Annotated in this window: 22 protein-coding genes and 1 pseudogene; 4 read left to right on the top strand and 19 right to left on the bottom strand. The window is 73.7% G+C overall.

The genetic code is table 11. From position 1 onward, the window contains the following. Position 1: 1 nt before the first annotated feature. The 7 genes and pseudogenes from shc to GXW83_RS12695 form a co-directional block, all read right to left on the bottom strand. Positions 2 to 1,977, bottom strand: a pseudogene (shc, locus tag GXW83_RS12725) (squalene--hopene cyclase); the annotation flags it as partial. 4 nt (positions 1,978 to 1,981) lie between these two features. Then, positions 1,982 to 3,106, bottom strand: coding sequence for a polyprenyl synthetase family protein (locus GXW83_RS12720; RefSeq protein ID WP_182443182.1), 1,125 nt, complete (start codon positions 3,104 to 3,106; stop codon positions 1,982 to 1,984). 30 nt (positions 3,107 to 3,136) lie between these two features. Next, positions 3,137 to 4,504 carry a hydroxysqualene dehydroxylase HpnE gene (gene hpnE / locus GXW83_RS12715; protein ID WP_182443181.1) on the bottom strand — a complete coding sequence of 456 codons (1,368 nt, stop codon included), beginning with the start codon at positions 4,502 to 4,504 and terminating at the stop codon, positions 3,137 to 3,139. 85 nt (positions 4,505 to 4,589) lie between these two features. After that, positions 4,590 to 5,486: a presqualene diphosphate synthase HpnD gene (hpnD, locus tag GXW83_RS12710; RefSeq protein ID WP_182443180.1), complete on the bottom strand. Its 897-nt coding sequence runs from the start codon at positions 5,484 to 5,486 to the stop codon at positions 4,590 to 4,592. Between the two features lie 8 nt (positions 5,487 to 5,494). Continuing rightward, positions 5,495 to 6,490, bottom strand: coding sequence for a squalene synthase HpnC (hpnC, locus tag GXW83_RS12705; protein WP_225446936.1), 996 nt, complete (start codon positions 6,488 to 6,490; stop codon positions 5,495 to 5,497). Between the two features lie 362 nt (positions 6,491 to 6,852). Next, positions 6,853 to 7,659: an ABC transporter ATP-binding protein gene (locus GXW83_RS12700; protein WP_225447474.1), complete on the bottom strand. Its 807-nt coding sequence runs from the start codon at positions 7,657 to 7,659 to the stop codon at positions 6,853 to 6,855. A 109-nt stretch (positions 7,660 to 7,768) separates the two neighbouring features. After that, positions 7,769 to 8,665, bottom strand: coding sequence for an ABC transporter permease (locus GXW83_RS12695; protein WP_225447473.1), 897 nt, complete (start codon positions 8,663 to 8,665; stop codon positions 7,769 to 7,771). 147 nt (positions 8,666 to 8,812) lie between these two features. Here GXW83_RS12695 and GXW83_RS12690 point away from each other — a divergent pair, with 147 nt between their 5' ends. After that, complete coding sequence (locus GXW83_RS12690; protein WP_182443176.1) at positions 8,813 to 9,466, top strand: TetR/AcrR family transcriptional regulator; 654 nt, start codon at positions 8,813 to 8,815, stop codon at positions 9,464 to 9,466. Positions 9,467 to 9,562: 96 nt separating this feature from the next. Here GXW83_RS12690 and GXW83_RS12685 read toward each other — a convergent pair whose 3' ends face one another. Then, positions 9,563 to 10,975: a glutamate decarboxylase gene (locus GXW83_RS12685; protein ID WP_182443175.1), complete on the bottom strand. Its 1,413-nt coding sequence runs from the start codon at positions 10,973 to 10,975 to the stop codon at positions 9,563 to 9,565. A 623-nt stretch (positions 10,976 to 11,598) separates the two neighbouring features. Here GXW83_RS12685 and GXW83_RS12680 point away from each other — a divergent pair. Continuing rightward, a complete protein-coding gene (locus tag GXW83_RS12680) occupies positions 11,599 to 12,030 on the top strand; it encodes a nuclear transport factor 2 family protein (protein ID WP_182443174.1) in 432 nt (143 codons plus the stop codon). 96 nt (positions 12,031 to 12,126) lie between these two features. Here GXW83_RS12680 and GXW83_RS33975 read toward each other — a convergent pair whose 3' ends face one another. Next, positions 12,127 to 12,399, bottom strand: coding sequence for a hypothetical protein (locus GXW83_RS33975; RefSeq protein WP_225446934.1), 273 nt, complete (start codon positions 12,397 to 12,399; stop codon positions 12,127 to 12,129). 220 nt (positions 12,400 to 12,619) lie between these two features. Continuing rightward, positions 12,620 to 13,528, bottom strand: coding sequence for a hypothetical protein (locus tag GXW83_RS12675; RefSeq protein ID WP_182443173.1), 909 nt, complete (start codon positions 13,526 to 13,528; stop codon positions 12,620 to 12,622). Between the two features lie 196 nt (positions 13,529 to 13,724). Between GXW83_RS12675 and GXW83_RS12670 the strand changes: the two genes are divergently transcribed. Continuing rightward, positions 13,725 to 15,197: a cellulase family glycosylhydrolase gene (locus tag GXW83_RS12670; protein ID WP_182443172.1), complete on the top strand. Its 1,473-nt coding sequence runs from the start codon at positions 13,725 to 13,727 to the stop codon at positions 15,195 to 15,197. Between the two features lie 40 nt (positions 15,198 to 15,237). Here GXW83_RS12670 and GXW83_RS12665 read toward each other — a convergent pair whose 3' ends face one another. From GXW83_RS12665 to GXW83_RS12640, 6 genes are all read right to left on the bottom strand, one after another. Then, on the bottom strand, positions 15,238 to 16,074 hold the full coding sequence (locus tag GXW83_RS12665; RefSeq protein WP_182443171.1) for an ABC transporter ATP-binding protein: 837 nt from the start codon (positions 16,072 to 16,074) through the stop codon (positions 15,238 to 15,240). Continuing rightward, the gene (locus tag GXW83_RS12660) at positions 16,071 to 17,117 is read right to left on the bottom strand and encodes an ABC transporter ATP-binding protein (protein WP_182443170.1); all 1,047 of its coding nucleotides are present in this window, start codon (positions 17,115 to 17,117) and stop codon (positions 16,071 to 16,073) included. Before GXW83_RS12660 ends, GXW83_RS12665 begins: the two co-directional genes overlap by 4 nt. Continuing rightward, a complete protein-coding gene (locus GXW83_RS12655; RefSeq protein ID WP_182443169.1) occupies positions 17,114 to 18,049 on the bottom strand; it encodes an ABC transporter permease in 936 nt (311 codons plus the stop codon). Before GXW83_RS12655 ends, GXW83_RS12660 begins: the two co-directional genes overlap by 4 nt. Then, positions 18,046 to 18,993 carry an ABC transporter permease gene (locus GXW83_RS12650; protein ID WP_182443168.1) on the bottom strand — a complete coding sequence of 316 codons (948 nt, stop codon included), beginning with the start codon at positions 18,991 to 18,993 and terminating at the stop codon, positions 18,046 to 18,048. The genes GXW83_RS12655 and GXW83_RS12650 overlap by 4 nt, the downstream gene beginning before the upstream one ends. Then, positions 18,993 to 20,642, bottom strand: a complete 1,650-nt coding sequence (locus tag GXW83_RS12645) for an ABC transporter substrate-binding protein (protein WP_182443167.1) — start codon at positions 20,640 to 20,642, stop codon at positions 18,993 to 18,995. The genes GXW83_RS12650 and GXW83_RS12645 overlap by 1 nt, the downstream gene beginning before the upstream one ends. 91 nt (positions 20,643 to 20,733) lie before the next feature. Further along, the gene (locus GXW83_RS12640; protein ID WP_370466653.1) at positions 20,734 to 22,500 is read right to left on the bottom strand and encodes an amidohydrolase; all 1,767 of its coding nucleotides are present in this window, start codon (positions 22,498 to 22,500) and stop codon (positions 20,734 to 20,736) included. 73 nt (positions 22,501 to 22,573) lie between these two features. Between GXW83_RS12640 and GXW83_RS12635 the strand changes: the two genes are divergently transcribed. After that, positions 22,574 to 23,317 carry a TetR/AcrR family transcriptional regulator gene (locus GXW83_RS12635; protein ID WP_182443165.1) on the top strand — a complete coding sequence of 248 codons (744 nt, stop codon included), beginning with the start codon at positions 22,574 to 22,576 and terminating at the stop codon, positions 23,315 to 23,317. Between the two features lie 7 nt (positions 23,318 to 23,324). Here GXW83_RS12635 and GXW83_RS12630 read toward each other — a convergent pair whose 3' ends face one another. The 3 genes from GXW83_RS12630 to GXW83_RS12620 form a co-directional block, all read right to left on the bottom strand. Further along, complete coding sequence (locus GXW83_RS12630; RefSeq protein WP_370466652.1) at positions 23,325 to 24,056, bottom strand: cytochrome b/b6 domain-containing protein; 732 nt, start codon at positions 24,054 to 24,056, stop codon at positions 23,325 to 23,327. A 1-nt stretch (position 24,057) separates the two neighbouring features. Next, positions 24,058 to 24,786 (bottom strand): molybdopterin-dependent oxidoreductase, encoded by a 729-nt coding sequence (locus tag GXW83_RS12625; RefSeq protein WP_182443164.1) that lies wholly within the window; start codon positions 24,784 to 24,786, stop codon positions 24,058 to 24,060. Between the two features lie 124 nt (positions 24,787 to 24,910). After that, positions 24,911 to 26,197, bottom strand: a complete 1,287-nt coding sequence (locus tag GXW83_RS12620) for a copper resistance D family protein (protein WP_225446932.1) — start codon at positions 26,195 to 26,197, stop codon at positions 24,911 to 24,913. Positions 26,198 to 26,282: the final 85 nt, after the last annotated feature.

Below are 26,282 nucleotides of genomic sequence, written 5' to 3'. Positions count from 1 at the left end.
GCGGCCGCCCGTTCAGGTACCGGCCGAGCGCGGTCACCGGGAAGACCAGCCGGTACAGGTTGTAGTTGATGGAGAAGTCCCAGGGGAAGCCGGTGCCGGTGAACTCCGGCTCGTCCCAGGTGCCCTCCGGCAGCTGGGTCGCGGCCAGCCAGCGCACGCCCCGGTCGACGGCGCTGCCGCTCTCCCCCGCCGCCAGCAGCGCCATCAGCGCCCAGGCGGTCTGCGAGGCGGTGGAGGTGCCCCGCCCGGCCCAGCTGCGGTCGCTGTAGGAGCGCATGTCCTCGCCCCAGCCGCCGTCGGCGTTCTGGTGCTGCTCCAGCCAGCGCACGGCGCGGCGGACGGCCGGGTGCGATCCGGGGATGCCCGCCTCGGCCAGCGCGGGCAGTACCGAGCCGACGCCGTAGATGTAGTTGGTGCCCCAGCGGCCGAACCAGGAGCCGTCCTCCTCCTGCTCGCGCAGCAGCCAGTCGATGCCGCGCCGGATCCGCGGGTCCGCGGCCAGGCCCGCGCCGGCGGCCATCTCCACCACGTGTGCGGTGACGTCGGCCGAGGGGGGTCGATGACCTCGCCGAAGTCGCAGAACGGCAGTTTGTTCGGCAGGGTGCTGGTGTTGTCGACGTCGAAGGCGGCCCAGGCGCCGTTCTTGGACTGCATGCCCAGCGTCCACTCGATGCCGCGGGCGACGGCGGCGTCGACCCGCGCGGGGTCGGGGTGGGCCACCCGGCGCAGGGCCAGCACGACCTCGGCGGTGTCGTCGATGTCCGGGTAGTTGTCGTTGTCGAACTCGAACGCCCAGCCGCCGGCGGCGAGCTTGGGGCGCTGCACGGCCCAGTCGCCGCGCTTGGTGATCTCCTCGTCCAGCATCCAGTCGGCGGCCCGGACCAGGGCTGGATGGTCCCGGGGCAGACCGGCGTCGCTGAGGGCGATGGCGGCCAGGCAGGTGTCCCAGACCGGGGACTGGCATGCCTCGATCCAGCGGTGGCCCTCGTCGGTGTGGACGGTGAAGCTGTCGAAGGCGGCCAGGCCGGCCTTCATCACCGGGTGGTCGAGCTCGTACCCGAGCAGGTGCAGGGCGATCAGCGAGTAGACGGCGGGCGGTTGGATGCCGCCCCAGCAGCCGTCGGCCTCCTGCCGGTCGATGATCCAGCGGGCGGCCTGCTGCAGCGCGTTCTTCCGCAGCGGCTGCACCGGCAGCCGGTGGTAGAGGTGGAGCAGCCGGTCGAGCCGCTCGAAGACGCCGTCCCAGGTGTACGGGGCCGAGAAGGGCCGGCTGGGGTACGGGTCGGCCGGGTCGCTGTGCAGCTCGGTCAAGTCGAACGGGGCCGGGCGGACCGGGCGGTGCGCCGACACCACGGTGAGCGGGACGATGGTCTGCCGCGCCCAGCAGCCGAACGAGTAGATGTTCAGCGGGACCTGCCGGGGCAGGAAGATGATCTCCGGCGGCAGCTCCGGCAGCCGGTCCCAGGGCCACCAGCCGAACAGGGCCAGCCAGATCCGGGTGAACACCCGGGAGGCAGCGATCCCGCCCTGCTCCCGAATGTACGCGGCGGCCCGCCGCATGTGCGGGGCCTGCGGGTCGTCGCCGACGAGCTTGAGCGCGACGTACGCCTCGACGGTGGTGGACAGCTCCGGGGGGCCGCCGTAGAAGGTGGCCCAGGTGCCGTCCGGCTGCTGCTGCGAGCGGATCCAGTCGCCGGTGGCGCGGCTCTGCTCGGGGGTCCGGATGCCGAGGAACTGGCGCAGCAGCAGGTCCTCGGCGTCCATGGTGACGTTCGTCTCCAGGTTGCCCTTCCACCATCCGGCACTGTCCTGCAGTCCGAGCAGATGGTCGACTGCTCGCTCAAGTGTTCCGGCGGCGAGGTCGGCGGTGCTTGTCGCTGAGGCGGGGATGTCCCGCTCAGCCTCCTCTGTGGTGCTCTCCGCGGCGGGCTCAGGATCGTACTGTGGTTCGAGCCTGCCGTCCGCGGTTGCTGTCATTGCGTCACCTCTCCCTGACCACGACGAATTCGGCGAGCGCGGCGAACTGCTCCCTTACTCCGACCGGCATCGGCACCTCGTCCAACGCGGCCAGCGCCGTCTTGTGCTGCCGTCGCGCCTCGTCGGCGGTCCAGGCCCGTCCGCCCGCCTCTTCGATCAAAGCCGCGCGGACCGCGAGTTGTTCCTCGTCCTCGTGTCCGCGGCCCTCCGGGTCGGCCAGCAGCTCGGCCAGGCGCCGCGAGGCGGCGTTGTCGTCGGCGAGCGCGGCCGCGACCGGGAGGGACTTCTTGCGCTGGCGCAGGTCGCCGAAGTTGGGCTTGCCGGTGACCTCGGTGGCGCCCCAGATGCCCAGCAGGTCGTCCACCGCCTGGAAGGCCAGGCCCAGGTGGTAGCCGTAGCGCTCCAGGGCGTCGGCCGAGGCGTCGTCGATGCCGGCCAGGACCGCGCCGACCGAGGCCGAGGCCGCCAGCAGGGCGCCGGTCTTGTTGCCCTCCATCTCCAGGCACTCGACGACGGTGACCCGGTCGCGGTGCTCGAAGGAGAGGTCCTGGGCCTGGCCGTCGATGAGCTTGCGGGTGGCCAGGGTGAGCCGCTGCACCGCGCGCCCGGCGTCCACGCCGGTGGTGGTGCCGAGGTCGGCGGCCTCCAGCAGCACCTCGTTGGCGAGCGCGAACATGGCGTCGCCGACCAGGATCGCCTGCGCGGGCCCGAAGACCGTCCACACGGTGGCGCGGTGGCGGCGCTGCTCGTCCCCGTCCATCAGGTCGTCGTGGAGCAGCGAGAAGTTGTGCACCAGCTCCACCGCGACCCCGCCGGGGATGCCGATCTCCGCCGGCGCGCCGGCGGCCTGGGCGGAGAGCAGCGCCAGCGCCGGGCGGACGGCCTTGCCGCTGTCGCCCTCGGTCGGGCGGCCCTCGGCGTCGGTCCAGCCGAAGTGGTAGGCGGACACCCGGTCCATCGGCGGCGCGAGCCGGCCCACGGCCTCCCTCAGGACGGGAGTGCAGAGGGTTCTTCCTCGTTCGAGCAGGGACGACACGTCCACATGGTCCACCGTCTGTGCCTCTTCGGGGCGCGAAACCACGCTTGGTCCCTCTCCGTTCGTCTGCCGGGCTGCTGCTGTCGCTGTCATGTCCCACCTGCCTGCCGTTGCGTCAACACGTCATGGGGCGGCCGCCAGGACCGCTCGGGCGGCCGCGTTTCCGCTGCGCACGGCGCCCTCCATGGTCGCGGGCCAGCCGGTGGCGGTCCACGATCCGGCGAGGAGGACGCCGGGCGTGCGGGTGCGCGCGGAGGGCCGCAGGCGCGCGGAGCCGGGGGCGGGCGCGAAGGTCGCGGTGCGCTCCCGGGTGACGAAGAACTCGGTGACCCGGGCGTCGCGGGCGGCGGGCAGCAGCCGCTCCAGCTCGGGCAGGTAGCGGCGCCGCAGCTCGGCGACGGGGAGGTCGATCTCGTCCCGGGCCGCCGACTGCGACAGCGCCAGGTACTGGCCGGGGCCGCTCGCCCCGGAGTGCGCGGTGCGGTCGAAGACCCACTGCACCGGGGAGCCGAGGGCGGCCAGGAAGGGCCGGTCGAGGACGGTTCGGTCGTAGCGGACGTGGATGTTGAGGATCGGCGCGTAGTCGAGTTCCAGCAGCCGCTCCGGGTGGTCCAGGCTGCCCGGCGGGAGCAGGTCGTGGGCGGCGTCCTGGGGCACGGCGAGCACCACGGTGTCCACCTGCTCCAGCTGCTCGCCGCCGCCGTCCAGCCGCTCGCCCTCCAGCAGCACGGTGTGCCGGCCGGCCTCGCCGGGCTTGATCCCGGTGACCCGCGCGCGCAGCAGCACCCGCACGCCGGCGCGCTCCAGGGCGGCGCGCGCCGCGTCGTCGTGCAGCGCGCCGAGCGGGACCTTGGCGAAGCCGATGTCGGAGGCGCCCGGGTCGGACAGCAGCCCGGTCTTGAACACCATCGCCGCCAGCGCCAGCGAGGACTCGTCGGCGGTGGCGTTCAGGGTGGCCACGCCGACCAGGTCCCACAGCGCCTCGACGGCGCGCGCGGACTGGCCGTGGCGGCGCAGCCAGTCGCCGAAGGACTCCTCGTCCAGCGCCGGGTCGTCCAGGTCCAGGCCGCGCAGGGCCAGCGCGGCGCGGCCGGTGGCCAGCCGGTCGGCCAGGCTCAGGTGCGGGTAGGACACCAGGCTGCGGCCCAGGTGCAGCGGCACCGGCAGCGGGTCGCGGCGCAGCGTGCCCAGCCTGCCGGTGGCGACGTCCCGCACCGGGACGTCCAGCCGGGGCTGGATCTCGACCTGGTCGCTCACGCCGAGCCGCTGCAGCAGTCCGCGGTAGGCCGTGCAGCAGCGCAGGAAGACGTGCTGGCCGTTGTCGACCCACAGCTCCCCGCGGCGGAACGAGAAGGCCAGGCCGCCGAGCCGGGGCCGGGCCTCGACCAGGGTGACGCCGACCCCGGCGTCGGCCAGGCGCAGCGCCGCGGTGATCCCGGCCAGCCCCCCGCCGGCCACGACCGCGCGGGCGCCCACGGCACGCGTGCTCATCCTGCCCTCCCCGAACAGTTACTGCTCCCCGTGGTTTCCCAGCTACCCTCCGCAACAAACGGGAGGGGCGGGACCAGCCGCGCGTTCAAGAAGCACGCCCTCCGGCGAGGCCGGACAGGGCCACATATGCCTTCTCCCAGGCGGGGAGCGACATCCGGCCGCGCAGCACCGCCTCGGGCTCGGCGGCGATCCGCTCCAGCAGCCGGTGGTAGATGCCCGACATGGCGGCGACGCACGCCCGGCTGCGCCGGTCCAGCATGGGCAGCAGCAGCAGGCCCTCGTCGAAGGCGGCCTGGGCCCGCTCGGCCTCGAACAGCACCAGGCCGCGGAAGTCCCCGCCGCTCGCGCCGGGGCGGGCGTCGGCGAAGCCCTGCTCGCAGCCGAAGCGGGCGAGGTCCTCGGCCGGGAGGTAGGTGCGGCCGTTGGCGGCGTCCTCGCGCACGTCGCGCAGGATGTTGGTGAGCTGCAGGCCGAGCCCCAGGGTGTCGGCGTACTCGGCGCCGCGCTTGGGGTCGGAGCAGCCGAAGACGCCCAGCGAGAGCCGGCCGACGGTGCCCGCGACGCAGCGGCAGTAGACCCGCAGCTGCTCGAAGGTCTGGTACTCGGTGCCCCTGACGTCCATCTCGACGCCGTCGATCAGCTCGTCGAAGGCGTCCAGCGGGATCGGGAACAGCGCGGCCGAGTGCGCCAGGGCGACCTTGACCGGGTCGGTGTCCTCCGCCTCGACCGAGCCCTCGCGGATCTCGTCCAGCAGGGCCCTGGTCCGGCCCAGGTGCTCGGCCTTGCGTTCGAGCGGCCAGTCGCCGTCGCCGATGTCGTCGATCCGGCGGGCCAGCGCGTAGATGGCGGACATGGCCCGCCGCTTGGCCTGCGGCAGCAGCCGGATGCCGTACGAGAAGTTGCGCGCCTGTGCGCCGGTCACCGCCTCGCAGTACGTGTAGGCAGCGATGACCTGCGGGGAGACCCGGGAGATGCCCTCCATTCGCCGACTCACCTTCCTTTCACCAGCGTCACTGCCGCCTCGCGCAGCAGGCGGCCCTTCCGGGGCTTGGGAGCCCCGGCCAGCACATCGTTTCCGGCATCGGCGACGGCCTGCAGCGCGGCGCCGCCGCCGGCCACGAAGCCCGCCAGCAGCAGCCGCAGCCGCCCGCCGACGCTGCCGACCAGCGGCGCGCCCTCGGCCAGCAGGGCGCGGGCGCGGCCGGCCTCGTACTCGACCAGCGCGCGCAGGGCCGGGCCGGCGTGCGGGGCGTCCAGGTCGGCCTCGGCGACGCCGAAGCGGGCCATGTCCTCGGCCGGGAGGTAGATCCGGTCCCGGGCACGGTCCTCGGCGACGTCCTGCAGGTGCTCGACCACCTGCAGGGCGCTGCAGACGGCGTCGGAGCGGCGGACGCGCTCGGGCGTGGCGAGCCCGGCGAGCTGCAGCACGAGCCGGCCCACCGGGTTGGCGGACAGCTCGCAGTAGCCCATGAGGTCGTCGAAGGTGGCGTAGCGGCTGGTCGTCTGGTCGACCCGGTTGGCCTGGATCAGCGCCCGGAACGGCTCCGGGGTGAGTCCGTGCAGGTCGATCACCGGGCACAGGGCGGCCAGCAGCGGATGGCGCGGGGCCTGCGTGCCGGGGGCGCCCAGGACGGTGTCGAACGCGCGGTCGAGGTCGCTCTCGATGGCGTCCAGCAGGGCGAGCCGGGCGCGGGTCTCGGCCTCGTCCGGCGCGGCGGCGCCTGCGGCTGCGGCCGGGGACGGCACGGGCTCGGGCGCGGTCCGGGCCAGGGCGGGCTGCGGCTCCGTCTCCGGCAGCGGGACGCCCAGCAGCCGGGCGGTGGCCCGCGGGTCGGCCAGGTCGCCGTCGCCGACGTCGTCCACCAGGCGGGCGAAGCCGTACACGGCCATCAGCCCGGCACGCATCGAGCGGGGCATGAAGAAGGGGGCCACGGGAAAGTTCTCCGCGCCCGCCTTGTCGAGTACCGCTCCCTGCTCCAGGCTCACCGGTGCCGACCCGTCAGGGCACGGACCTGTGCGGCGCAGGAGCCCGATCCTGCACGCCGACGAACTGTCATGACCGCCACCCCCCCGTTCTACACCGATCTTGACGACCTGCCCACAGCGGACACGCCCGGGGTGCACCGAACACCGGCACCTCCCTCGCCCTGACAGCCCCCACCAGGACGAACGCATGGGCGACCGTCCGGATACCAGTGGGATCGCAGGGATCTTGCGCTTAGCTTAGGACTTCGGTGTGACAAATACTCGTCGGGGGTGGCCGCCGATGATCCGGTTCTGCGTCATCGGCGGCCCCCGTCGGCCCGCTCCCGGCTTCCGCCGGGGTTCCCACTGAGGTCAGCCGGGGTCTAGCGGGACTTCATGTAGCTCTCGTACTCGGCGACCACGTCCTCGGTCGGGCCGTCGGCGCGGATCACCCCGGCCTCCAGCCAGATCGTCCGGTCGCAGGTGTCGCGGATCGACTTGTTGTTGTGCGAGACCAGGAACACCGTTCCGGCGTCCTTGCGCAGCTCGCGGATGCGGTCCTCGCTGCGCTTCTGGAAGGCGGTGTCGCCGGTGGCCAGGGCCTCGTCGATGAGCAGTACGTCGTGGGTCTTGGCGGCGGCGATGGAGAAGCGCAGCCGGGCGGCCATACCGGAGGAGTACGTCCGCATCGGCAGCGAGACGAAGTCGCCGCGCTCCTGGATGCCGGAGAAGTCGACGATGTCCTGGTAGCGCTGCTTGACCTCGGCCTTGGACATGCCCATGGCCAGGCAGCCCAGGACCACGTTCCGCTCGCCGGTGAGGTCGTTCATCATGGCGGCGTTGACGCCCAGCAGCGAGGGCTGGCCGTCGGTGTAGATCGCGCCCGACTCGACCGGCAGCAGCCCGGCGACGGCCGACAGGGTGGTCGACTTGCCGGAGCCGTTGGAGCCGATCAGACCGATCGCCTCGCCCTTGTACGCGGTGAAGCTGATGCCCTTGACCGCGTGCACCTCGGTCAGCGCCGGGGAGGTGCGGCGGCTGATGATCCGGGACAGGGCGGAGGTGGCCGAGCCCTTGCCGACGCCCGCGCCGTAGATCTTGTAGACGATGTGGATGTTGTCCACGATCACGGTGGGAGTGCGGCCGAACTTGGCCTGCTTGGCGGCGCGGTCGGCGCGCTCCTGCTCCAGCACCCGGCGGCGCTCGAGCTGCTCGGGGGTCAGCTCGACCAGCAGCTTGCCGTCGGGGCCGGTCAGCAGCTCACCGTCGGGGCCGCTCTGGCCACTGTCCAAAGTCACGTCATCCACGGCCGTACTCCTCCTCGGACAACCAGAAGAACACATATCCGCCCAGACCGAACAGCAGGGCCCAGCCCAGTGTGATCAGCCACACGTGCGCGGGCAGGATGCTCTCGGGGACGGACGTCATCAGCGCGTAGCGCATCAGGTCGTTGAAGATGAGCGCCGGGTTCATGTTCAGCAGCACCGCGGCCCAGTGCGGGGCCTTGGCGGTGAAGGTGCTGACCGCCCAGAACACGCCGGAGAGGTACATCCAGGTGCGGATGACGAACGGCATCAGCTGCGCCATGTCGGTGGTCTTGGCGCCGATCCGGGCCATGATCATGGCCAGGCCGGTGTTGAACACCGACTGCAGCACCAGGATCGGCACGATCAGCAGCCAGTGCAGCGTCAGCGGCTGGCCGCTGACCAGCATGATGACGCCGAGGACGCCCATGGAGAAGATCAGCTGCTGGAGCTGGATCACCGTGAACGCGATCGGCAGGCAGGCCCTCGGGAAGTGCAGCGCCCGGATCAGCCCGAGGTTGTCGGTGATCGAACGCGTGCCGGAGAGGATCGCCGACTGGGTGAACTGGAAGACGAACACACCGCAGCACAGGTAGGCGATGAAGTCCGGGATGCCCCGGCTCTGGCCCAGCAGCAGACCGAAGACCAGGTAGTAGACGCCCGCGTTCAGCAGCGGCGTCATGACCTGCCAGACCTGGCCCAGCTTGGCGGTGGTGTACATCGCAATCAGTCGCGCGGTGGCGAAGGAGACGATGAACTGGCGCCGACCCCACAGCTGCCGGCTGTACTTCAGCAGCCCGGGGCGCCTGCCGCTCACGGACAGTCCGTGTTTGGCCGCGAGTTGGGCGGGACTCAGTCCCGCGTCCGGGTCGACACCGGACGTACCGGTCACCCGTTGTTCGAATACCGTGGACACGCTACTCCCAAAGCTTCCGCCCCCGACTGAACCACAACGGAACGCTACCGTCTCGTCGTGAGAAGACGTTAAAGGGTCCGACGACGCAACGCAACCGTTCCGTCCTGACGCTACACTGGCGGCATGCTGACAGGGAAACCCGTGCGAGCGGAGCGACCGAAGGCCGCGCAGGGCGCCCCCGAGACCAAGCGGGCCCCGGCCGGAGCGGCCGTGCTGCGCGACGACGTCACCGAGGCGATCCGGCTCGCCGTGTTCGAGGAGCTGGCGGCCACCGGTTACGCCCGGCTGTCGATCGAGGCCGTGGCGCGCCGGGCCGGTGTCGGCAAGACCGCCGTCTACCGCCGCTGGCGCTCCAAGCTGCCCATGGTCATCGAGGTGGTCTCCGAGGTGGCCTCGCTCGGCCTGGTGCTCCCGGACACCGGCTCGCTCCAGGACGACCTGCGGATGTTCGTGCACGTGGTCGCCCGGGTCCTGCGGCACCCGCTGGCCGCCCAGATCGTCCCCGACCTGCTGGCCGAGGCCGCGCGCAACCCCGAGATCGCCGAGACCCTGGCCACCGCGCTGCGCGAGGCGCAGCGGGACAGCAGCGCGGCGCTGGTGCGCAAGGCCGTCGCCCGCGGCGAGCTGCCCGCCGACACCGACCCGGACCTGGCGCTGGACCTGATCGCCGGGCCGCTGTACTGGCGGCTGCTGGTGGCCAGGACCGCCATCTCCCGCGACTACCTGGACCGGTTGGCGGTGGCCATCGGCGCCGCGCTGGCCGCCGGGCACGGCTGACCGCAGGCCCGGGGCCGCCGCCGGTGCCCGGGCGCGATCGTTCTCGGGCCTGCCGTGCTCGGGCCAGGTGCGATCGGGGCCCGGTGCGATCGGGGCCTAGTGGTGGAACGCGGTGGACATCTCCGGCCGGTGCAGCGGGCCGGGCTGCTCCTCCAGCTCCGACAGCAGCCGGTTCAGGTCGGCGATCAGCAGGTCGGCCAGGTCGGACGAGAAGCCGTTGCGGCAGACGACGCGCAGCGCCGCCAGGTCGGTCCGGTTCTCCGGAAAGGTGTACGCGGGCACCAGCCAGCCGCGCTCGCGCAGCCGCCGGGAGACGTCGAAGACGTTGAACGCGGTGACGTGATCGGCGGTGGTGAAGGCGAACACCGGCAGCTCGTCGCCCCGGCTCAGCAGCCGGAACTGGTGCATCGCGCCGATCCGCTCGGACAGCGACATGGCGACGTCCCGGCTGGCCTGCTGGACCGCGCGGTAGCCGTCCCGGCCCAGCCGCAGGAAGGTGTAGTACTGCGCGACCACCTCGGCCCCGGGGCGGGAGAAGTTCAGCGCGAAGGTGGGCATGTCCCCGCCGAGGTAGTTGACCCGGAAGACCAGCTCCTCGGGCAGCGCCTCGCGGTCCCGCCACAGCGCCCAGCCGACGCCGGGGTAGACCAGGCCGTACTTGTGGCCGGAGGTGTTGATGGAGGCCACCCGGGGCTGCCGGAAGTCCCACTCCAGCTCCGGGTCCAGGAACGGCGCGACCATCGCCCCGGAGGCGCCGTCCACGTGCACCGGGATGTCCAGGCCGGTGCGCTGCTGCAGGTCGTCCAGGGCGGAGCAGACGTCCCAGACCGGCTCGTAGGAGCCGTCGAAGGTGGAGCCGAGGATGGCCACCACGCCGATGGTGTCCTCGTCGCACAGGGCGACGGCGCCGGCGGCGTCCAGGTGGTAGCGGTCGCCCTCCATCGGCACGGTCCGGGCCTCGACCTCCCAGAAGTTGCAGAACTTCTCCCAGCACACCTGCACGTTGACGCCCATGACCAGGTTGGGCCGGGCCCCGGCCGCGTAGCGCTCGCGGTTGCGCTGCATCCAGCGGCGCTTGAGCGCCAGCCCGGCCAGCATGCACGCCTCGCTGGAGCCGGTGGTGGAGCAGCCGACGGTGTTCTCCGGGTCGGGGGCGTTCCACAGGTCGGCCAGGATGGCCACGCAGCGCCGCTCCAGCTCGGCGGTCTGCGGGTACTCGTCCTTGTCGATCATGTTCTTGTCGAGGCACTCCGACATCAGCGCGTCGGCCTGCGGCTCCATCCAGGTGGTCACGAAGGTGGCCAGGTTGAGCCGGGCGTTGCCGTCCAGCATCAGCTCGTCGTGGACGACCTGGTAGGCGGAGTCCGGCGGCATGGGGCCGTCCGGCAGCCGGTGCTTGGGCGGGGCGGTCTCCAGGCCGGGGACGGGGTTGGCCGCCCCCAGGAAGGGATTGACCGCCAGCAGGCGCTCGCCGTCGGCGTCCTGGTGCTGCCCGGTGTGCAACGACATCTGCGGTCCTCTTCCTGGTTCGGCTGTCGCGGCTCTCCTCCCCCCGGCCCGCCCCGGGCGAAACCCCGGCCCGGCCGCGCCGCCCGCGGCGGGGACACTCCGACGCTACGCACGCAGGTCCGCCCCCGCCTGCCGTGCTACGCCGTTCCGGGCCCGCCGGCGCCCCGCAGGGGCCGTTCGGCGCATCCGGCGGCTTTGCCCCCGGCCGGACCCGTCCGCCCGCCCGCCCGCCCGCCGAGAGGGCGTACAGCCCCGGTCCCGGACCGGCTCCACGCTGATCAGCACGCCCGGCGGACCACCGCGCCGCCGCCGATCCGCAACCCCGTCCGTCACCACCGAGCCGGGGCCCGGCCCGGCCACCGCGTGCACCGCGTGCACCGCTGCCGCCGATCCCCTCGAACTGCTCGGGCGCGTAGGGGCGTTGGGGCCTGCCGGTTGAGGACGCCCACGGGCACGTGGACCAACAGGTGGACGAACACCCTTGCCCGCGCGAGCAGTTGCACCACCTCAACCCGAGGCGTCAGCCAACTCGGCGGACAGCGAACGGAGTTCGAGGTCTGCCTCGCCGGTCCCGATCCTGCGCGGGGGTTCTCATCTCGGACCGGGCTGCGCACACTGGGCCGATGCTGACGCTGCAGGAGATGTCGGACCGGATGGAGATCGCGGATCTGATGGTCCGCTACGCGCACGCCGTGGACACCCGCGACTGGCCGCTGTTCCGGGAGCTGTTCACCCCGGACGCGGTGGTGGACTACGGGGCCTTCGGCGGGCCCAAGGGGTCGGTGGAGGAGGTGGTGGCGTTCCTGGACTCGGTGCTGCCGCTGTTCACCGCCACCCAGCACCTGGTGGCCAACTGCGCGATCGCCCTGGACGGCGACCGGGCCGCCGTCCGGACCATGTGCCACAACCCGATGGCACTGCCGGGCGCGGACGGCGCCGAGCCGGGACTGCTGGTGTGCGGGCTGTGGTACCGGGACACCGTGCTGCGCACCCCGCAGGGCTGGCGCATCAGCGAACGGGGCGAGGACAAGGCGTACCAGATCGGGCTGGGCTGAGCGATCCGGGCGGGCGGCCCCGCACGCGGGCCGACTGCGCGCGGGCACAACAAACCCGGCCGTGACCTGAAGGCCACGACCGGGTCGGGGGACGACCTACCTGCGACCGCCGAAAAGCGAGCGGGTGAGGCGCTTGAGCGGCGCGAGCAGCACCATACGCGCCCCACGGTTGGGGCGCGCCTCCGGGGAGGCGAGCCCTCGGGGCGTCAACTCCCTTATGAGGCCGACCGCGTCTGCCACATCCACCTGCGGGAGCGCAGGTGCGCCCAGTACGGCGAGGTGACGGTCGAGCCGTCGGCTCGCCGCGCCCGTGCCGCACTGGACCGCGGGAACCCGCGGCCTGCTGCGCACATGCTGCATCTGATTCATATCCCACCCCTTGGAAGGCACCAGGGCCGTGGAGCGAAGACTATCGGCCTGGGGAGGTCGGTGTGCAACTGTCGGTCCACTGGCACACCGTACTCCCACGCGCCGGGCCTCGCGCGAGCAGGTCCGTACAAGGCTGTTCTGCACCGTCCCGGGCGCCAGGAAACCCACGGACGTGTGAAGCCGCGCGGCGCGCGATTCGCCACGGGGGGCGCACGGGGCGCTAGTTCACGACCGACGGTGCGCGGGCGACCGCCGGTGGCGGCGGGGACAGCAGCGGCGCCAGGCCGAGCCCGGACAGGCCCATCCCCAGCAGCAGCGTCAGCGCCGCCACCACCGCCCACGCGGCCGGGGAACCCCAGTGCACGGAACCGGCGTACCGCAGCATGCCGACCAGCCCGAGCAGGCCGGTGAGGACCAGCGCCACCATGCCGTGCCGGACCCGCCGCAACTCCCGCTCCCGGTGCGCGAGCAGCATGGCGACGCCGAAGGCGAGGCTCCAGGCGCCCAGCATCCGGACATCCAACTGGCTTGCATGCCAAGCCCAGTGACGGGCCGTCAGAGCCGGTTCGACGAACAGCCAGAGACCGGTCGGGCCGAGCAGCGCCGCGGAGGCCAGCATCGGCGCGGACACCCAGCCGGGCAGCGGTTCGGGCCGGGGCGGCTCGGCGCCCCGCGCGTACCACTGGAAGCCGAAGGCGACCAGGCCGATCAGCGGGGCGCAGAGGTGGACGCCGAGCCAGCCCCAGGCGGCCAGGACCCCGCTGAGATCCCCCGAGCGCAGGTGCAGGGTGCCCCGGCCGAGCAGGGTCGCGGCCAGCGCCAGCAGCATGAACAGCGAGCTGGTGGCCACGGTGACCCGGGCCCGGGCCCACTGCTCGGCGCGGGCGGCGGCGAGCCAGAGCATGGCCCAGCTGCCCGCGTAGGCCGCGCCCAGCAGGACGGCGGTGACCGGCGACATCGTCCACGGGAAGAGCGCCCGGGTGAGGGAGGGGGCCAGGGTCAGCACCAGGGCGGTGTATCCGGAACCCACGGCCAGCGGCGCCAGCACGGCGAAGCGGACTGCCGGGCTGAGCGGCCGGGGGCGGGCGCCGGGGCCGGGCGCGGGGGCGGATGCGGCGGCGGGACTCATGACTCCCCTCCTTATGAGACATTGCGTCAGCATAGGGTCCGGGACCGCGCCGCCCAAGGGGTCGGCAGCGGCTTTCCGGTCCGCGACGCCAAGAGAACATGAGCAACGCTCGCATTCCTCTTGTGTTCCGTCGCCTGCCGGAGCAGCATCGACGACCGGCCCCGCTGCCCTGTCCCCTCCCCTGTCGAGGTGTCCCTTGCGCATCCGCCGTACCGCCGCCGCGATCGCCCTGACCCTGGCCGCCGCCCTGCCTGCCGCCACCGCCCCGCTCGCAGCCGCCGCAGCCGCCGTCCGGGCGCCGGACTTCCCCACCGGGACGGTCACCGCCGCCGACGGGCGGACGCTGTTCGCCGACCCGGCCGGGCGCAGCCTCCAGCTGCGCGGCTTCAATGTCGACAAATACGACGAGGCCACCGAGGCGGACCTGCGCTCCATCGTCGCCCACGGCTTCAACCTGATCCGCCTGGACATCACCTGGGCCCGGCTGGAGCCCGCCCCGGGACGCTACGACGCCGCCGAGTTGGCCAGGCTCCAGCAGCTGATGGGCTGGGCCGACCGGTACGGGCTGCTGGTCCTGGTCGACTTCCACCAGGACGTCTACGGCCCGGCGTTCGGCGGCGGCCAGGACGGCGTCCCGGCCTGGGCGACCGACGACGACGGGCTGCCGTTCACCCCGGACCCCGACGACTGGTTCGCCGAGTACTTCGAGCCCTCGGTGCAGGCCGCCTTCACCCACCTCTACGACGATCCCGCCCTGCGCCGGGCGCAGACCGACTTCTACACGCACATCGCCCGGACCCTGCGCGGCGATCCGGCGCTGCTGGGCTACGACCTGTTCAACGAGCCCAGCGGGCCGTTCGACGGCGACCCGACCGATCCGGCCGTCCAGGTCTCCTCGGTGGCGGCGCTGGAGACCGGGCGGCTGGCGCTGATGTACCGGCGGCTGATCGCCGCCGTGCGCGCGGTGGACACCCGCTCCTGGCTGTTCGTCGAGCCCACGGTGCTGGTGGGCGAGGGCGTGCCGACCCTGCTGCCGGGCTTCCGGGATCCGCGCCCGGGCGCCGCGCGGATCGGCTACGCGCCGCACTTCTACGACACCGCCGTCGAGGACGGCGGCGACTGGAACCCCTCGGACGGCTTCATCCAGGCCTACACCGCCGCCGTCACGGCCTACCCGCGGGCGCACCGGATGCCGGTGGTCGTCGGCGAGTGGGGCCCGCCGGACGCGGACACGCCCGGCAACACCGAGCTGGTGCAGGCGCAGGTCACGGCCATGGAGGGGTTCGCCGGCGGCTGGACCATGTGGTACTGGGGCGAGGGCACCGGCGGCTACACCCCGCTGGACCCGCAGGGCGCGCCGCACCCGGGCGATGCCCCGGTGTTCGGCCCGTACGCGACGGCGGTCGCCGGGCTGCCGCTCGCCGAGGCGTACACCCCGGCGACCGGCGGCTACACCCTGCGCTACACCGTCGGCGGCAGCGGCGCGAACACCCGGATCGTGCTGCCGCCGACCGCGTACCCGGCCGGGGCGCGGCTCCGGGTGGCCGGGGCCGGGCGGGCGCTGGTCCGGCTGCGGCAGCCCCGGGGCGGTACGCCGGGCAGCGCGCTGATCGCCGTGCCCGGCGCCCGCCCGGGCGCGGCGGTGACGGTCACGCTCACCCCGGCCTGAACCGGCCTGCCTCGGCCGCTCCCCCGGGCCGCCCGCCGGTCTACTGCCCCGGCCGCCAGCCCGGGACCGGGACGGCGGCGCGCAGCGCCCGGGTGTACTCCTCGGCCGGGGCGTCCAGGACGGCGGCACAGTCGCCCTGCTCGACCACCCGCCCGCGCCGGAGCACCAGCACGGTGTCGCACAGCTGCCGCACCACCGCCAGATCGTGCGAGATCAGCAGGTAGGCGATGCCGGTCCGGTCGCGGATGTCGGCGAGCAGGTTGAGGATCTGCGCCTGGATGGAGACGTCCAGGGCCGAGACCGCCTCGTCCAGGATCAGCGCCCCGGGCTCGGCGGCCAGCGCGCGGGCGATGGCGACCCGCTGCCGCTGGCCGCCGGAGAGGTCGCGCGGGCGGGCGTCGGCCTGGCGCGCGGTCAGGCCGACCTGGTCGACCAGCTCGCCGAGGCGCGCGGCGCGCGGCCCGGCGGGGAGCCGGGTGTGGTGCCGCAGCACCTCGTCCACGGCGGCCCGGGCGCTCTGGCTGGGGTCCAGCGAGGTGTACGGGTCCTGGAAGACGATCTGCAGCTCCCGGGCCCGGCGGTTGCGCTCGGCCGCGCCCCGGGCGGGGGTGGAGCGGTCCCGGCCGAGGACGGCCATGGTGCCGCCGCTGGCCCGCTCCAGGCCGACCAGCATCCGGGCGACGGTGGTCTTGCCGGAGCCGGACTCACCGACGATGCCCAGCGAGCCCCCGGCCGGGACGCTGAAGCTGACGTCGTCCACGGCGGTGTGGCGGGTGCGTCCGCCGGCGCCGCCGGGCACCCGGAAGACCTTGCTGAGCCCGGAGACGGTGACGGCGGGAGCAGCGGCGGCGGCGTTCGGGGCGGCGGTGGCCGTCATGCGGGTGCCTCCTGGAGGGCGGTCTCGGACGCGGTCTCGGCGGCCCGGTGGCAGCGCACCAGGCCGCCCCGGAAGGGCTCCAGCTCGGGCCGGACCTCCCGGCAGACCGGGCGCACATGGCCGCAGCGGTCGGCGAAGGCGCAGCCGGGGCCGGCCTCGAAGGCCGAGACCGGACGCCCGGGGATGGCGCTGAGCCGCTCGGCCCGCTCCTCGATCGAGGGGCGCGAGCCGAGCAGGCCCAGCGTGTAGGGGTGGGCGGCGCGCTGGTGCAGCCCGGCGGCCTCGCGGATCTCCACGATCCGCCCGGCGTACATCACCGCGACCCGGCCGCAGACGGCCAGCGCCAGGTCCAGGTCGTGGGTGATGAAGACCATGCCGAGGCCGCGCTCGCGGCGGAGCCGGTCGAGGATGGAGACCACCTCGGCCTGGATGGTGACGTCCAGGGCGGTGGTGGGCTCGTCGGCGAGGATCAGCCGGGGCTCGGCCAGCAGCACCGAGGCGATCATGACGCGTTGCAGCATGCCGCCGGACAGCTCGTGCGGGTACTGGCGCAGCCTGCGGGCCGGGTCGTCGATGCCGACCTCGGCCAGTACCGCGGCGGCCCGGGCCTCGGCCTGGCGGCGCGGCACCCGGCGGTTGCGGACCAGCGCCTCGGTGAGGAAGGCGCCGACGCGGCGGGTGGGGTTGATGTGCGCGCGGGGGTCCTGGAACACCAGCCCGACCCCGGTGTCGCGGTAGCCGCGCAGCTCGGCCGGGGACATGGCGGTGACGTCCCGGCCCTCGAAGCGGACGCCCCCGGCGAGCCGCGCGCCGGGCGGCAGCAGCCGGGTGACGGCCCGTACGGTCATGGACTTGCCCGAGCCGGACTCGCCGACCAGGCCCAGGGCCTCGCCGGGGGCCAGGGTGAGGTCGATGCCGTCCAGCACCGGCCGGGGCGCGTCCGCACCGCCTGGAGCGGAGGCTGCGCCGCCGGCCGGACCGCCGGTGGCGGCGAGGTGCACGGTGAGGCCGCTGAGTTCCAGCAGAGGTGTCGCGGCGGTCATGAGGCGGCTCCGGTACGCGGGGGGCGGGGCGCGCGCGGGGTGCGGCGTCGCAGGTACGGCTGGGGGCGCTCGCCGCTGATCCGCGCGCCGAGGACGGTGAGCGACAGCACCGACAGCACGATCAGTGCGCCGGGCGCGAGGATCGGCAGCCAGTACCCGCCCATCAGCGCGTTGCTGTCGCTGACCATGACGCCCCAGTCGGCGGTGGGCGCCTGCACGGCCAGGCCGAGGTAGGAGAGCGAGGCGAGGTCGAGCAGGGCGTAGCCGAAGGCGATGGCGGCCTGGCCGACGACGACCGGCGCGATGTTGCGCAGGATGTGCCGGACGGTGATCCGCACGACCCCGAAGCCCTGGACGGCGAGCGCGTCCACGTACGGGCTGACCCGCTGCTGGCGGGCGGCGGCGAGGACGATGCGGGCCAGGAACGGGACGTAGGCGATGGCCAGGGCGGCGACGGCCGGGACCAGGCCGGGCCCGAACAGGGCCACCGCGAGCACCGCCAGCAGCAGCCCGGGCAGGGCGTAGACCAGGTCGAACACCCGGGCGACGACGGCGTTGACGGCGCCGCCGAACCAGGCGGCGGCCAGCGCCAGCGGGATGCCGACCAGCAGCGCCACGCCGACCACCAAGGCCGGGCCGAGCAGGCTGGTGCGGGCGCCGAACATCAGCCGCGAGGCGATGTCCCGGCCGAGGCTGTCGGCGCCGAGCAGGTGCGCGGCGGACGGCGCGGCGTAGGAGTCCAGCAGCGACTGGGCGTCCGGGCTGTAGGGGACCAGCAGCGGCGCGGCCAGCGCGACCAGCAGCACGACGGCCAGGAACAGGGCGGCGGCGATGCCGGAGCCGCCGAGGGCGGCCCGGGCCCGGGCCAGCCGCCGGAGCGGGGCGCGCCGCGCGGGGGCGGCGGCGGGTGCGGCGGGGAGCGTCGTGGTCATGTGGTCCTCCCGGCGGTGCGCAGCCGTGGGTCGACCAGGGCCTGGACGAGGTCGCTGGCGGCGTTGCACAGCACGAAGGCGGCGACCAGCAGCAGGGAGACGGCCTGGACGACCGGGAAGTCCTTCTGCTCGACCGAGGTGATGGTGAGCATGCCGATGCCGGGGACGGCGAAGGCGGTCTCCACGACCAGGGTGGAGGCGAAGGTGCCGGAGGTGAGCAGGGCGACGGCGGTGACGATCGGCGGCACCGCGTTGCGGAACACGTGGTCGCGCAGGACCGCCCAGCGTGGCAGTCCGCGGACCAGCGCGGTCTGCACGTGCTCCAGGGCGAGCTGCTCGCGCAGCGCGTTGCGGGTGATCCGGGCCAGGAAGCCGCAGTTGATCACGGCCAGGGCGCAGGCGGGCAGGGCCAGGCCGCGCAGTTCGCCGAGCGCGCCGGTGCCGGTGCCGGACGCCGGGAACCAGCCGAGGTGCACGGCGAAGACCGAGATCAGCAGGGTTGAGGCGACGAACGGCGGCACGGTCACCGAGACCGAGGTGACGGCGTTGGCGGCGGCGTCCACCGGGCCGGGCCGCAGCGCGGCGGCGGCGCCGAGGCCCACGCCGAACAGCACCACCAGGACCATGCTGAGGGCGACCAGGGACAGCGTGGTGCCCAGGCCGTGGCCGACCCGGTCGGCCACGCTCTGGCCGGTGACCATGGAGCGGCCGAGGTCGCCGTGGAGCACGCCGGTGAGCCAGTCCCAGTAGCGGACCGGCAGCGGCCGGTCCAGGTGCAGCCGGCGGGCGACGGCGGCGCGGGTGGCGGCGGAGGGGGTGCGGCTGCCGAACAGGACGTCCTCGGGGCTGCCGGGCGCCAGGTAGAGGCTGCCGAAGATGACCGCGCTGGACAGCAGCAGCGTGGTGACCAGGCCGCCGAGGCGGGCGAGCACCAGCCGCCCCATCAGGGCGCACCCACGGACGCGGCCCAGGCGTTGTCCATGTAGGAGAAGGTGAGCGGTGCGCCGGTGACGGCCTTGTTCTGGAACAGCAGCGCGCGCGGGGCGACGATCGGTATCCAGGGCAGGTCGCGGGCGATGACGGCCTGCGCGGCGGTGACGTCCTGGGCGCGCTGCCGGACGTCCTCGGCGCCCTGGGCCTTGAGCAGCTCGGACTCGACCACGGGGTTCGTGTATCCGTTGAAGTTCTGCAGCCCGCCCTTGGTGGCGTAGCTGGTGTACATGTCGGCCGCCTCCGGGTATTCCAGGTAGTTGATGGTGAGGAAGGAGTCGTAGGCGGCGCGGGCCTTGGGGTCGATGAAGAGGTTGCCGTACTGCTGGTCCGGCAGGCCGACGATGGCGACCTTGAGGCCGATGGAGTCCCCGGTCTGCTGCAGCACCTCGGCGAGCTGGGCCTGGTCGGGGCTGTCGGCGGCGTAGCCGATGGTGAGCCGTCTGCCGGTGGCCCCGGCCTGGGCGACCAGCTTGGCGGCGGCGGCGGGCTGCGGCGGCTGCACCAGCTTCCGGTAGGCGGCGGCGTAGACCGGTTCGGCCGGGCTGGTCTGCCAGAAGCCGGGCCCGGCGACCGCGTACAGCGGGTCGGCGGTGCCGTCGAACAGGGTCTTGGCGATCCCGGCCCGGTCGATGGCCATGGACAGCGCCTGGCGGACCCGGACGTCGCCGAGGGCGCCGGTGAAGCGGGAGACGATGAGGTCGATGTTCTGCGTGGTGGAGCCGGTGGCGCCGACGTAGAGCCGGCCGTCGGTGGCCTTGGAGAGCTGGGCGACGGTGGAGGGCGGCAGGTCGAAGCCGCCGTCCAGGCTGCCGGAGCCGAGGGCGTTGGCGATGGCCGAGGGGTCGGACAGGAAGCGGAAGGTGAGCGAGGCGGCCTTGGCGGCGTGGGCGTGGTCCCAGTAGCCCGGATCGCGGGTGAGCACCATGGTGTTGGTGCCGTCGAACGAGGCGATGGTGTAGGGGCCGGAGCAGACCACGCCGGTGCCCGCGCTGCCGAAGTTCTGCCCGGCCTTCACCGCGAACGCCTTCTCCACGACCGCCCCGGCGAGGATGCCGAGGTTGCGCACGAACAGGTAGTCGGGCCTGCTGAAGGCGACGGTGACCTGCTCGGCGCCGGTGGCCCGGATCGACGTGACGTCGTTGTAGGAGTCGGCGTAGTTGCTGGCCACGGCCGGGTCCTGGTTGCGCTGCAGGCTGTAGACGACGTCGGCGGGGGTGACCGGGTGACCGTCGCTGAAGGTGGCGCGCGGGTCCAGGTCGAGCACCAGGTGCTCGGCGTCCGGCTGGCTCCAGCTCCGGGCGATGCCGGGGTTCAGGCTGTAGTCGGCGCCGGTGCGCAGCAGCGGCTCGCAGACGTTGCCGAGGATGGTCTCCTCGGGGTAGTCGGCGGTCTTCAGCGGGTCCTCGGAGTACGGCGCGCGGTAGTCGCCGTACCAACTGAGGCTGCTGAGCGGGCCCTTGGCGGGGGCGGTGGAGACCTGGGCGGTGCTGAAGTTGCTCCGGGCGGCGGCCTTGGCGGCCGGGCCGCCGCCCGCGCAGGCGCTGGTGAGCAGCGCGGCGGCCGCGAGCGGGAGCGCGGCGCGCAGGGTTCTTCTCCGCATGGTGGTGCCTCTCGTCGGTGCGGCGTACGAATGCGGGTACTGCCGAGTGCGGGTACTGCCGGATGCGGGGGCCCTGGGCGGCCCCCGGGGGCTACTGGGCGGCGTGGACCAGGTCGCCCTCGACGTAGGTGCGCAGCACCCGGGTCTCGCCGATGGCCTCGGCCGGGCCGGCGAACGGGTCGCGGTCCAGGACGACCAGGTCGGCGTACTTGCCGGTCTGGACCGAGCCGGTGACGTCGTCCAGGTGGTTCACCCGGGCGCTGCCGGCGGTGTAGGCGGCCAGTGCGGTGCCGAGGTCGAGCCGCTCCTGCGGGCCGAGGACGCGCACGTCCTGCTCGCCGGGGGCGCGCCGGTTGACCGCGACGTGGATGCCGAGCATCACGTCCGGGGTGCTGACCGACCAGTCGCTGCCCGCGGCGAGCATCGCGCCGGAGCGGGCCAGCGAGCCGAAGGGGTACTGCCAGCCGCTGCGGCGCTCGCCGAGGAAGGGGATGGTGAGCTCGTCCATCTGCGGCTCGTGGCAGGCCCAGAGCGGCTGCATGTTGGCGGTCGCGCCGAGCTGCCGGAAGCGCGGGACGTCCTCGGGGTGGACGACCTGCAGGTGCGCCAGGTGGTGCCGGTTGCCGCGCGGGCCGTTGCGGCGCAGGGCCTCCTCGACGGCGTCCAGGGCGCTGCGCACGGCGCGGTCGCCGAGGGCGTGGAAGTGCACCTGGAAGCCCTCGGCGTCCAGCTCGCTGACGTGGCCGCCGAGCTTCTCCGGGTCGATGAAGTCCAGGCCGGAGCTGCCGCTGGAGCAGCCGCAGCCGTCCAGGTAGGGCTCCAGCATGGCGGCGGTGTGGTTCTCGGCGACGCCGTCCAGCATCATCTTGACCGTCCCGGCGCGGAACCGGCCCGCGCCGTCGCGCACGGCGGCGGCCTCGGCGCGGCGGGCGGTGAACTCGTGCAGCTGCTCCAGGCCGCCCTGCCGGTCCCACCACTGGGCGGCGCGGACCCGGGCGGTGAGGCTGCCGTCGGCGGCGGCGGCCAGGTAGGCGCCGTAGACGTCGCCGGGGCCGAAGGCGGAGCCGACTCCGGCGTCCTGCCAGCCGGTGATGCCGAAGCCGTGCAGGTAGCGCTGGCCCTCGATCAGGCCCTGCCGGAAGTCGTCCTCGCCGGTGGCCGGGATGTGCCGGGTGACCAGGTCGGCCGCGCCCTCCTGGAGCATGCCGGTGGGCAGGCCGTCGGCGTCGCGTTCGATCCGGCCGTCGGCGGGGTCGGGGGTGTCCCGGGTGATCCCGGCGATCTCCAGCGCGCGGCTGTTGGCCCACACGCCGTGGCCGTCCCGGTTGGGCAGGGCGACCGGGCGGTCGGGGACGACGGCGTCGAGCAGCTCGCGGTGCGGGGTGCCGCCGGGGAACGCCTCCATGCTCCAGCCGCCGCCGGTGATCCAGGCGCGGTCGGGTTCGGCGGCGGCGTAGGCGGCGACGGCGTCCTGGTACGCCTGGGCGGTCTCCAGGTGGTGCAGGTCGCAGCTGCGCATGGTGACGCCGCCGAGCACGGGGTGCACGTGGGCGTCCTGGAAGCCGGGCAGCAGCAGCTTTCCGGCGAGGTCGACGACCTCGGTGCGGGCGCCGATCAGGTGGCGGACGTCGTGGTCGGCGCCGACGGCGACGATCCGGCCGTCGCGGACGGCGACGGCCCGGGCCCAGGAGCGGGCCGGGTCGACGGTGTAGACGGGGCCGCCGGTGAAGACCAGGTCGGCGAAGTGGTGGTCGCGGGGCACGGGCCCTCCGTAACAGTGCTCGGTTCGTCCGGCCGGGGGCGACACGGCCGGATGAGTGAGCATCACACTCGATGACACTGGCGATGTCAATGGCATTGACAGTGGGCTGCCGTTACGATCGGATCAACGGAGCCGGGAGCCGTCCCGGCCCGGAGCGGGAGGAACCGCAGTGGCGGAGCAGGGCACGACGACGGGCGCGGCGTCCGGGCCGGCGGCGGCCGAACCGGCCGCCAGACGGCGGGCCGCGCTCACCCGGGAGGCGATCCTGGAGGCGGCCATGCGGCTGTGCTCGCCCGAGGGCGGCGGGGTGCTGACGTTCAGTCGGCTCGGCAAGGAGCTGGGCGCCGACCCGACCGCGGTCTACCGGCACTTCCGCGACAAGGACGACCTGGTCCTGGCGCTGACCGAGAAGCTGATCGACGAGGCGGTGCGGCTCGCGTCCGCCACCGAGCCGGCCCCCGACCAGTGGCGGGAGTGGCTGGCGCTCACCGCCCGCACCATCCGCCGGGTGCACCTGGCCCGCCCGGCGCTGGCCGTGCTGGCGGCGGTCCGCACCACCGCCAGCCCCTCGGAGACCGAGCGGGTCGAGGAGATCATCGGCGTGCTGCACCGGGCCGGGCTGCCGCCGATCGAGGCGGCCGAGTGCTATCGCATGCTGCTCGACCTGACCCTGGCCTTCACCCAGGCGTCCGCGGCGTTCATGATCCTGGAGCCGGAGGTGCAGGCCAAGGACGACGCCGCCTGGGCGGTCAAGTACGGGCTGCTGCCGGCCGACCGGTTCCCACTGCTGCACGCCGGCTCGGCCCGGCTGACCGAGCTGTTCCGCAGCGACGACGAGGTGTTCGAACTGGTGCTGCAGACCTTCCTGGACGGCATCGCGCTGCGCATCGAGCGCGCCCGGCAGGCGGATTGACGTAGCGTCAATCTTGTTCCGGTTCCGATGAGTTCGGGTCCGTTCCCTTGGCCCAGCTCGGGCCGGGACGGGCCGCCTCGCGCTCGGCCCGCTCCCACAGCGGATGGTGGCGCCGCGCCCAGGAGCGGGCCACCCGGCCGGTGCGCATCCCGTGCCGGGACTCCGGGTCCTTCATCGCCATCCGGATGTGCCCGAGCACCAGCACCCCGATGACCAGCGCCAGCCAGTCGTGCACATAGCTGGCGCCGGTCCGCAGGTTCAGCGGGGCCAGGCCGGTGAACCACATCATCAGCCCGGTGCCGACCATGACCACCACCGTCCCGGCGATCAGCGCGGCGTACAGCTTCTGCCCGGCGTTGAACTTCCCGGCCGGGCCGGCCGTGCCCGAGCCGTGCCGCATCGCCCGCCACACCCAGCCCTTGTCCTGCGGGACGAAGCGGTTCAGGCTGCGCATGTCGGCCCGGACGCCCTTGAAGAACAGCCCCACCGCCAGCGGCAGCGGCAGCAGGATGCCCGACCACTCGTGCACGACCACCAGCAGCCTGCGGCGGCCGACGATCTCGGCCAGCTCCGGCAGGTAGAGGCAGAGCGCGCTGATGATCGCGGTCAGCATCAGCGTCGAGGTGGTCCGGTGCACCCAGCGCTCGGCGGCGGTGAACCGGCGCATCTCCTGCACCTGGTGCGCGGTGGGCTGCCGGGCGGTGCCGTCCGGGGTGCGGTGGGGGGTGGCGTCGGCCATGTCACTCGCCGTCGATCGGGGTGTCGGTGCGGCCGTTGGAGCGGCCGACCCAGGCTTCGACGTCGTAGCCGTAGTGCTCCCAGTAGCCGGGCATCACCCGGTCGGTGACGGTGATGCCGGACAGCCACTTGGCGGACTTGTAGAAGTACATGGGTGCCACGTACAACCGCACCGGGCCGCCGTGGTCACGGGTGACCGGGGCCCGGTTCATCTGGTGCGCCACCATCACGTCCGGACGGCGGGCCTCCTCCAGGGTCAGGCTCTCGCTGTAGACGCCGTCGAAGCAGGTGAACCGCAGCGCCTTGCCCTCCGGCTTCACCCCGGCCCGGTCCAGCAGCTGCGACAGCAGCACCCCGCCGAACTCGGTGTTCGGCACCCGCCAGCCGGTCACGCACTGGACGTCCTTGACCAGCGTGGTCTGCGGCAGCGCCTGCAGCTCGGCCAGGGTGTAGCTGCCCGGGCGGTCGACCAGGCCGTCGACGGTGAGCCGGTAGTCGGTGTCGCTCCTGTACGGCAGGGAGGAGGCGACGTTGTAGAACTGGAAGCCCCCGCCGCCGGGCAGCAGCCCGGTCAGCCCGGTCGGGTCGTGCGCGCTGATGGCGCCGAGCACCCCGTTCAGCCCGCTCTCGATCTGCGCACCGAACGCCACACCGAGCGCTCCCAGCGCGGTGACCCCCAGCACGACCCGCCGTCCAACGGGCTTGCCCGCGCCTCCGCCGTCCCTGTCCATACCTTGATTGCACCACTCGAACCCGTCCGCCGACCAGCAAGGACCTGGTTCTGTCAGGGTTCGGTAAGGTCCTGCGCCCCGGGCAGCCCGGGCGGCCACGGCCCGGGGCGCCGCCCGCACGGGCTCAGATGCCGACCAGGTCCCCGGAGCCGGACGCGGGCACCGGCTCGGACGGGGCTCCGGCGACCGCCGCGCGGCGGCGGGCCGCCAGCCTGCCGGAGCAGCGGTAGCCGCCGCCCATCAGGGCGACCACGGCCAGCGTCTCCAGCGTGCCCCACACCCAGGTGGAGTCGGTGGCCTGCTTGGGCTTGAGCTTCGGCAGCTCCTTCGCCGGGACGGCCACCGCGGAATGCTCGGCGACCCTGGCCTGGTACGCCTGGTTGCGGGCGGAGCCGTGCAGGAAGGGCGCCACGAACAGCAGCGCCATGCCGAGCACGACCTCGGCCGCGACCACCGCCGGGAACCGGCGCAGCAGCATCGTCGCCGGCGGCCGCTGGTCGCCCCCGGCGCGCAGCGCCTCGATCCGCGGGTGCAGCCAGAACTGGTTGAACACGCCGAGCAGCAGCAGCGCGCCGAAGATCAGGATCTTCACACCGAGCACCCGGCCGTACATGGTGGTGAGCAGCTGCGTCGGGCCGTCCACGTGCTCCCAGTACAGGAACAGGCCGGAGAGGGTGATGGCGGCGACGGAGCCCATGGCGCAGACCGAGAACCGGCGGATGGCGACGGACCAGAAGGCGGCGCGCTCCCCGGCGGGCAGGACCCCGGGGGCGGCGAGCAGCAGCAGCCCGGCCAGTCCGCCGAGCCAGACGCCGCCGCCGACCAGGTGCAGCATCCACATCAGGGTGGAGAAGACGGTGCGGCCCCAGTTGCCGGCGGCGGGCACGGCGTCGGGGAACCGGGTGCTGCCGAGCGCGATGACGCCTGCGGCCAGGCCGGTGCCGAGCAGCCACCGGCGGGCCCGCCCGGCGGCGAGCGAACGCGCCGTCAGCGGTGCCACCAGGGCCGCGCCGACCAGGGAGAAGGTGATCTCCAGCCCGGACAGCCGGCCGTCGTTGCTGCCGTCGTAGAGGGAGTTCCAGGCCGCCGCGTAGTCGTAGCCGCCGGTCTTCGAGGCGGCCTGGGCGAGCTCGGTGAGCACGGCCGGGACCGCCAGCAGGCCGACGACCAGGGCGGCCCGGGAGAGCCGTGCGGTGACGGCGTCGAGGGCCCCCGGCGCGGTGCGCGCGGCGGCCGGTCCGGCAGCCAGCAGTGCGAGGGCGGCCAGCCCGACGAACCCCATCAGGGTGACCCAGGTCGTCCAGGCAACGGCACTGTCCCCAAAGGGGCCGAGCGGCGTCGAGGGCGCGGCGGCGGCCGTATGGGACAGGGCCGGATGCGTCAGGGCAGGGGTCATCAAGGGCAGGGGCATGGACGGCCTTCTTCGCTCGCGCATCGGGGCTCACACAGCAGGAATGAAACTTAGGTTAGCCATACCTAAGTAGCCCTGGCAATCA

The organism is Streptacidiphilus sp. PB12-B1b, assembly GCF_014084125.1.
In the GTDB taxonomy this organism is placed as follows: Bacteria; Actinomycetota; Actinomycetes; order Streptomycetales; family Streptomycetaceae; genus Streptacidiphilus.
Note: the sequence above shows the minus strand (reverse complement) of the source record. Positions and strands in the feature narration are given on the sequence as shown.

Coding starts and splice junctions, on each gene's coding strand:
- GXW83_RS12720 (WP_182443182.1), bottom strand. CDS start 3,106: ATGACAGCGACAGCAGCAGCCCGGCAGACGAACGGAGAGGGACCAAGC.
- hpnE (WP_182443181.1), bottom strand. CDS start 4,504: ATGAGCACGCGTGCCGTGGGCGCCCGCGCGGTCGTGGCCGGCGGGGGG.
- hpnD (WP_182443180.1), bottom strand. CDS start 5,486: ATGGAGGGCATCTCCCGGGTCTCCCCGCAGGTCATCGCTGCCTACACG.
- GXW83_RS12690 (WP_182443176.1), top strand. CDS start 8,813: ATGCTGACAGGGAAACCCGTGCGAGCGGAGCGACCGAAGGCCGCGCAG.
- GXW83_RS12685 (WP_182443175.1), bottom strand. CDS start 10,975: ATGTCGTTGCACACCGGGCAGCACCAGGACGCCGACGGCGAGCGCCTG.
- GXW83_RS12680 (WP_182443174.1), top strand. CDS start 11,599: ATGCTGACGCTGCAGGAGATGTCGGACCGGATGGAGATCGCGGATCTG.
- GXW83_RS33975 (WP_225446934.1), bottom strand. CDS start 12,399: ATGAATCAGATGCAGCATGTGCGCAGCAGGCCGCGGGTTCCCGCGGTC.
- GXW83_RS12675 (WP_182443173.1), bottom strand. CDS start 13,528: ATGAGTCCCGCCGCCGCATCCGCCCCCGCGCCCGGCCCCGGCGCCCGC.
- GXW83_RS12665 (WP_182443171.1), bottom strand. CDS start 16,074: ATGACGGCCACCGCCGCCCCGAACGCCGCCGCCGCTGCTCCCGCCGTC.
- GXW83_RS12660 (WP_182443170.1), bottom strand. CDS start 17,117: ATGACCGCCGCGACACCTCTGCTGGAACTCAGCGGCCTCACCGTGCAC.
- GXW83_RS12655 (WP_182443169.1), bottom strand. CDS start 18,049: ATGACCACGACGCTCCCCGCCGCACCCGCCGCCGCCCCCGCGCGGCGC.
- GXW83_RS12650 (WP_182443168.1), bottom strand. CDS start 18,993: ATGGGGCGGCTGGTGCTCGCCCGCCTCGGCGGCCTGGTCACCACGCTG.
- GXW83_RS12645 (WP_182443167.1), bottom strand. CDS start 20,642: ATGCGGAGAAGAACCCTGCGCGCCGCGCTCCCGCTCGCGGCCGCCGCG.
- GXW83_RS12640 (WP_370466653.1), bottom strand. CDS start 22,500: ATGCCATTGACATCGCCAGTGTCATCGAGTGTGATGCTCACTCATCCG.
- GXW83_RS12630 (WP_370466652.1), bottom strand. CDS start 24,056: ATGGCCGACGCCACCCCCCACCGCACCCCGGACGGCACCGCCCGGCAG.
- GXW83_RS12625 (WP_182443164.1), bottom strand. CDS start 24,786: ATGGACAGGGACGGCGGAGGCGCGGGCAAGCCCGTTGGACGGCGGGTC.
- GXW83_RS12620 (WP_225446932.1), bottom strand. CDS start 26,197: ATGCCCCTGCCCTTGATGACCCCTGCCCTGACGCATCCGGCCCTGTCC.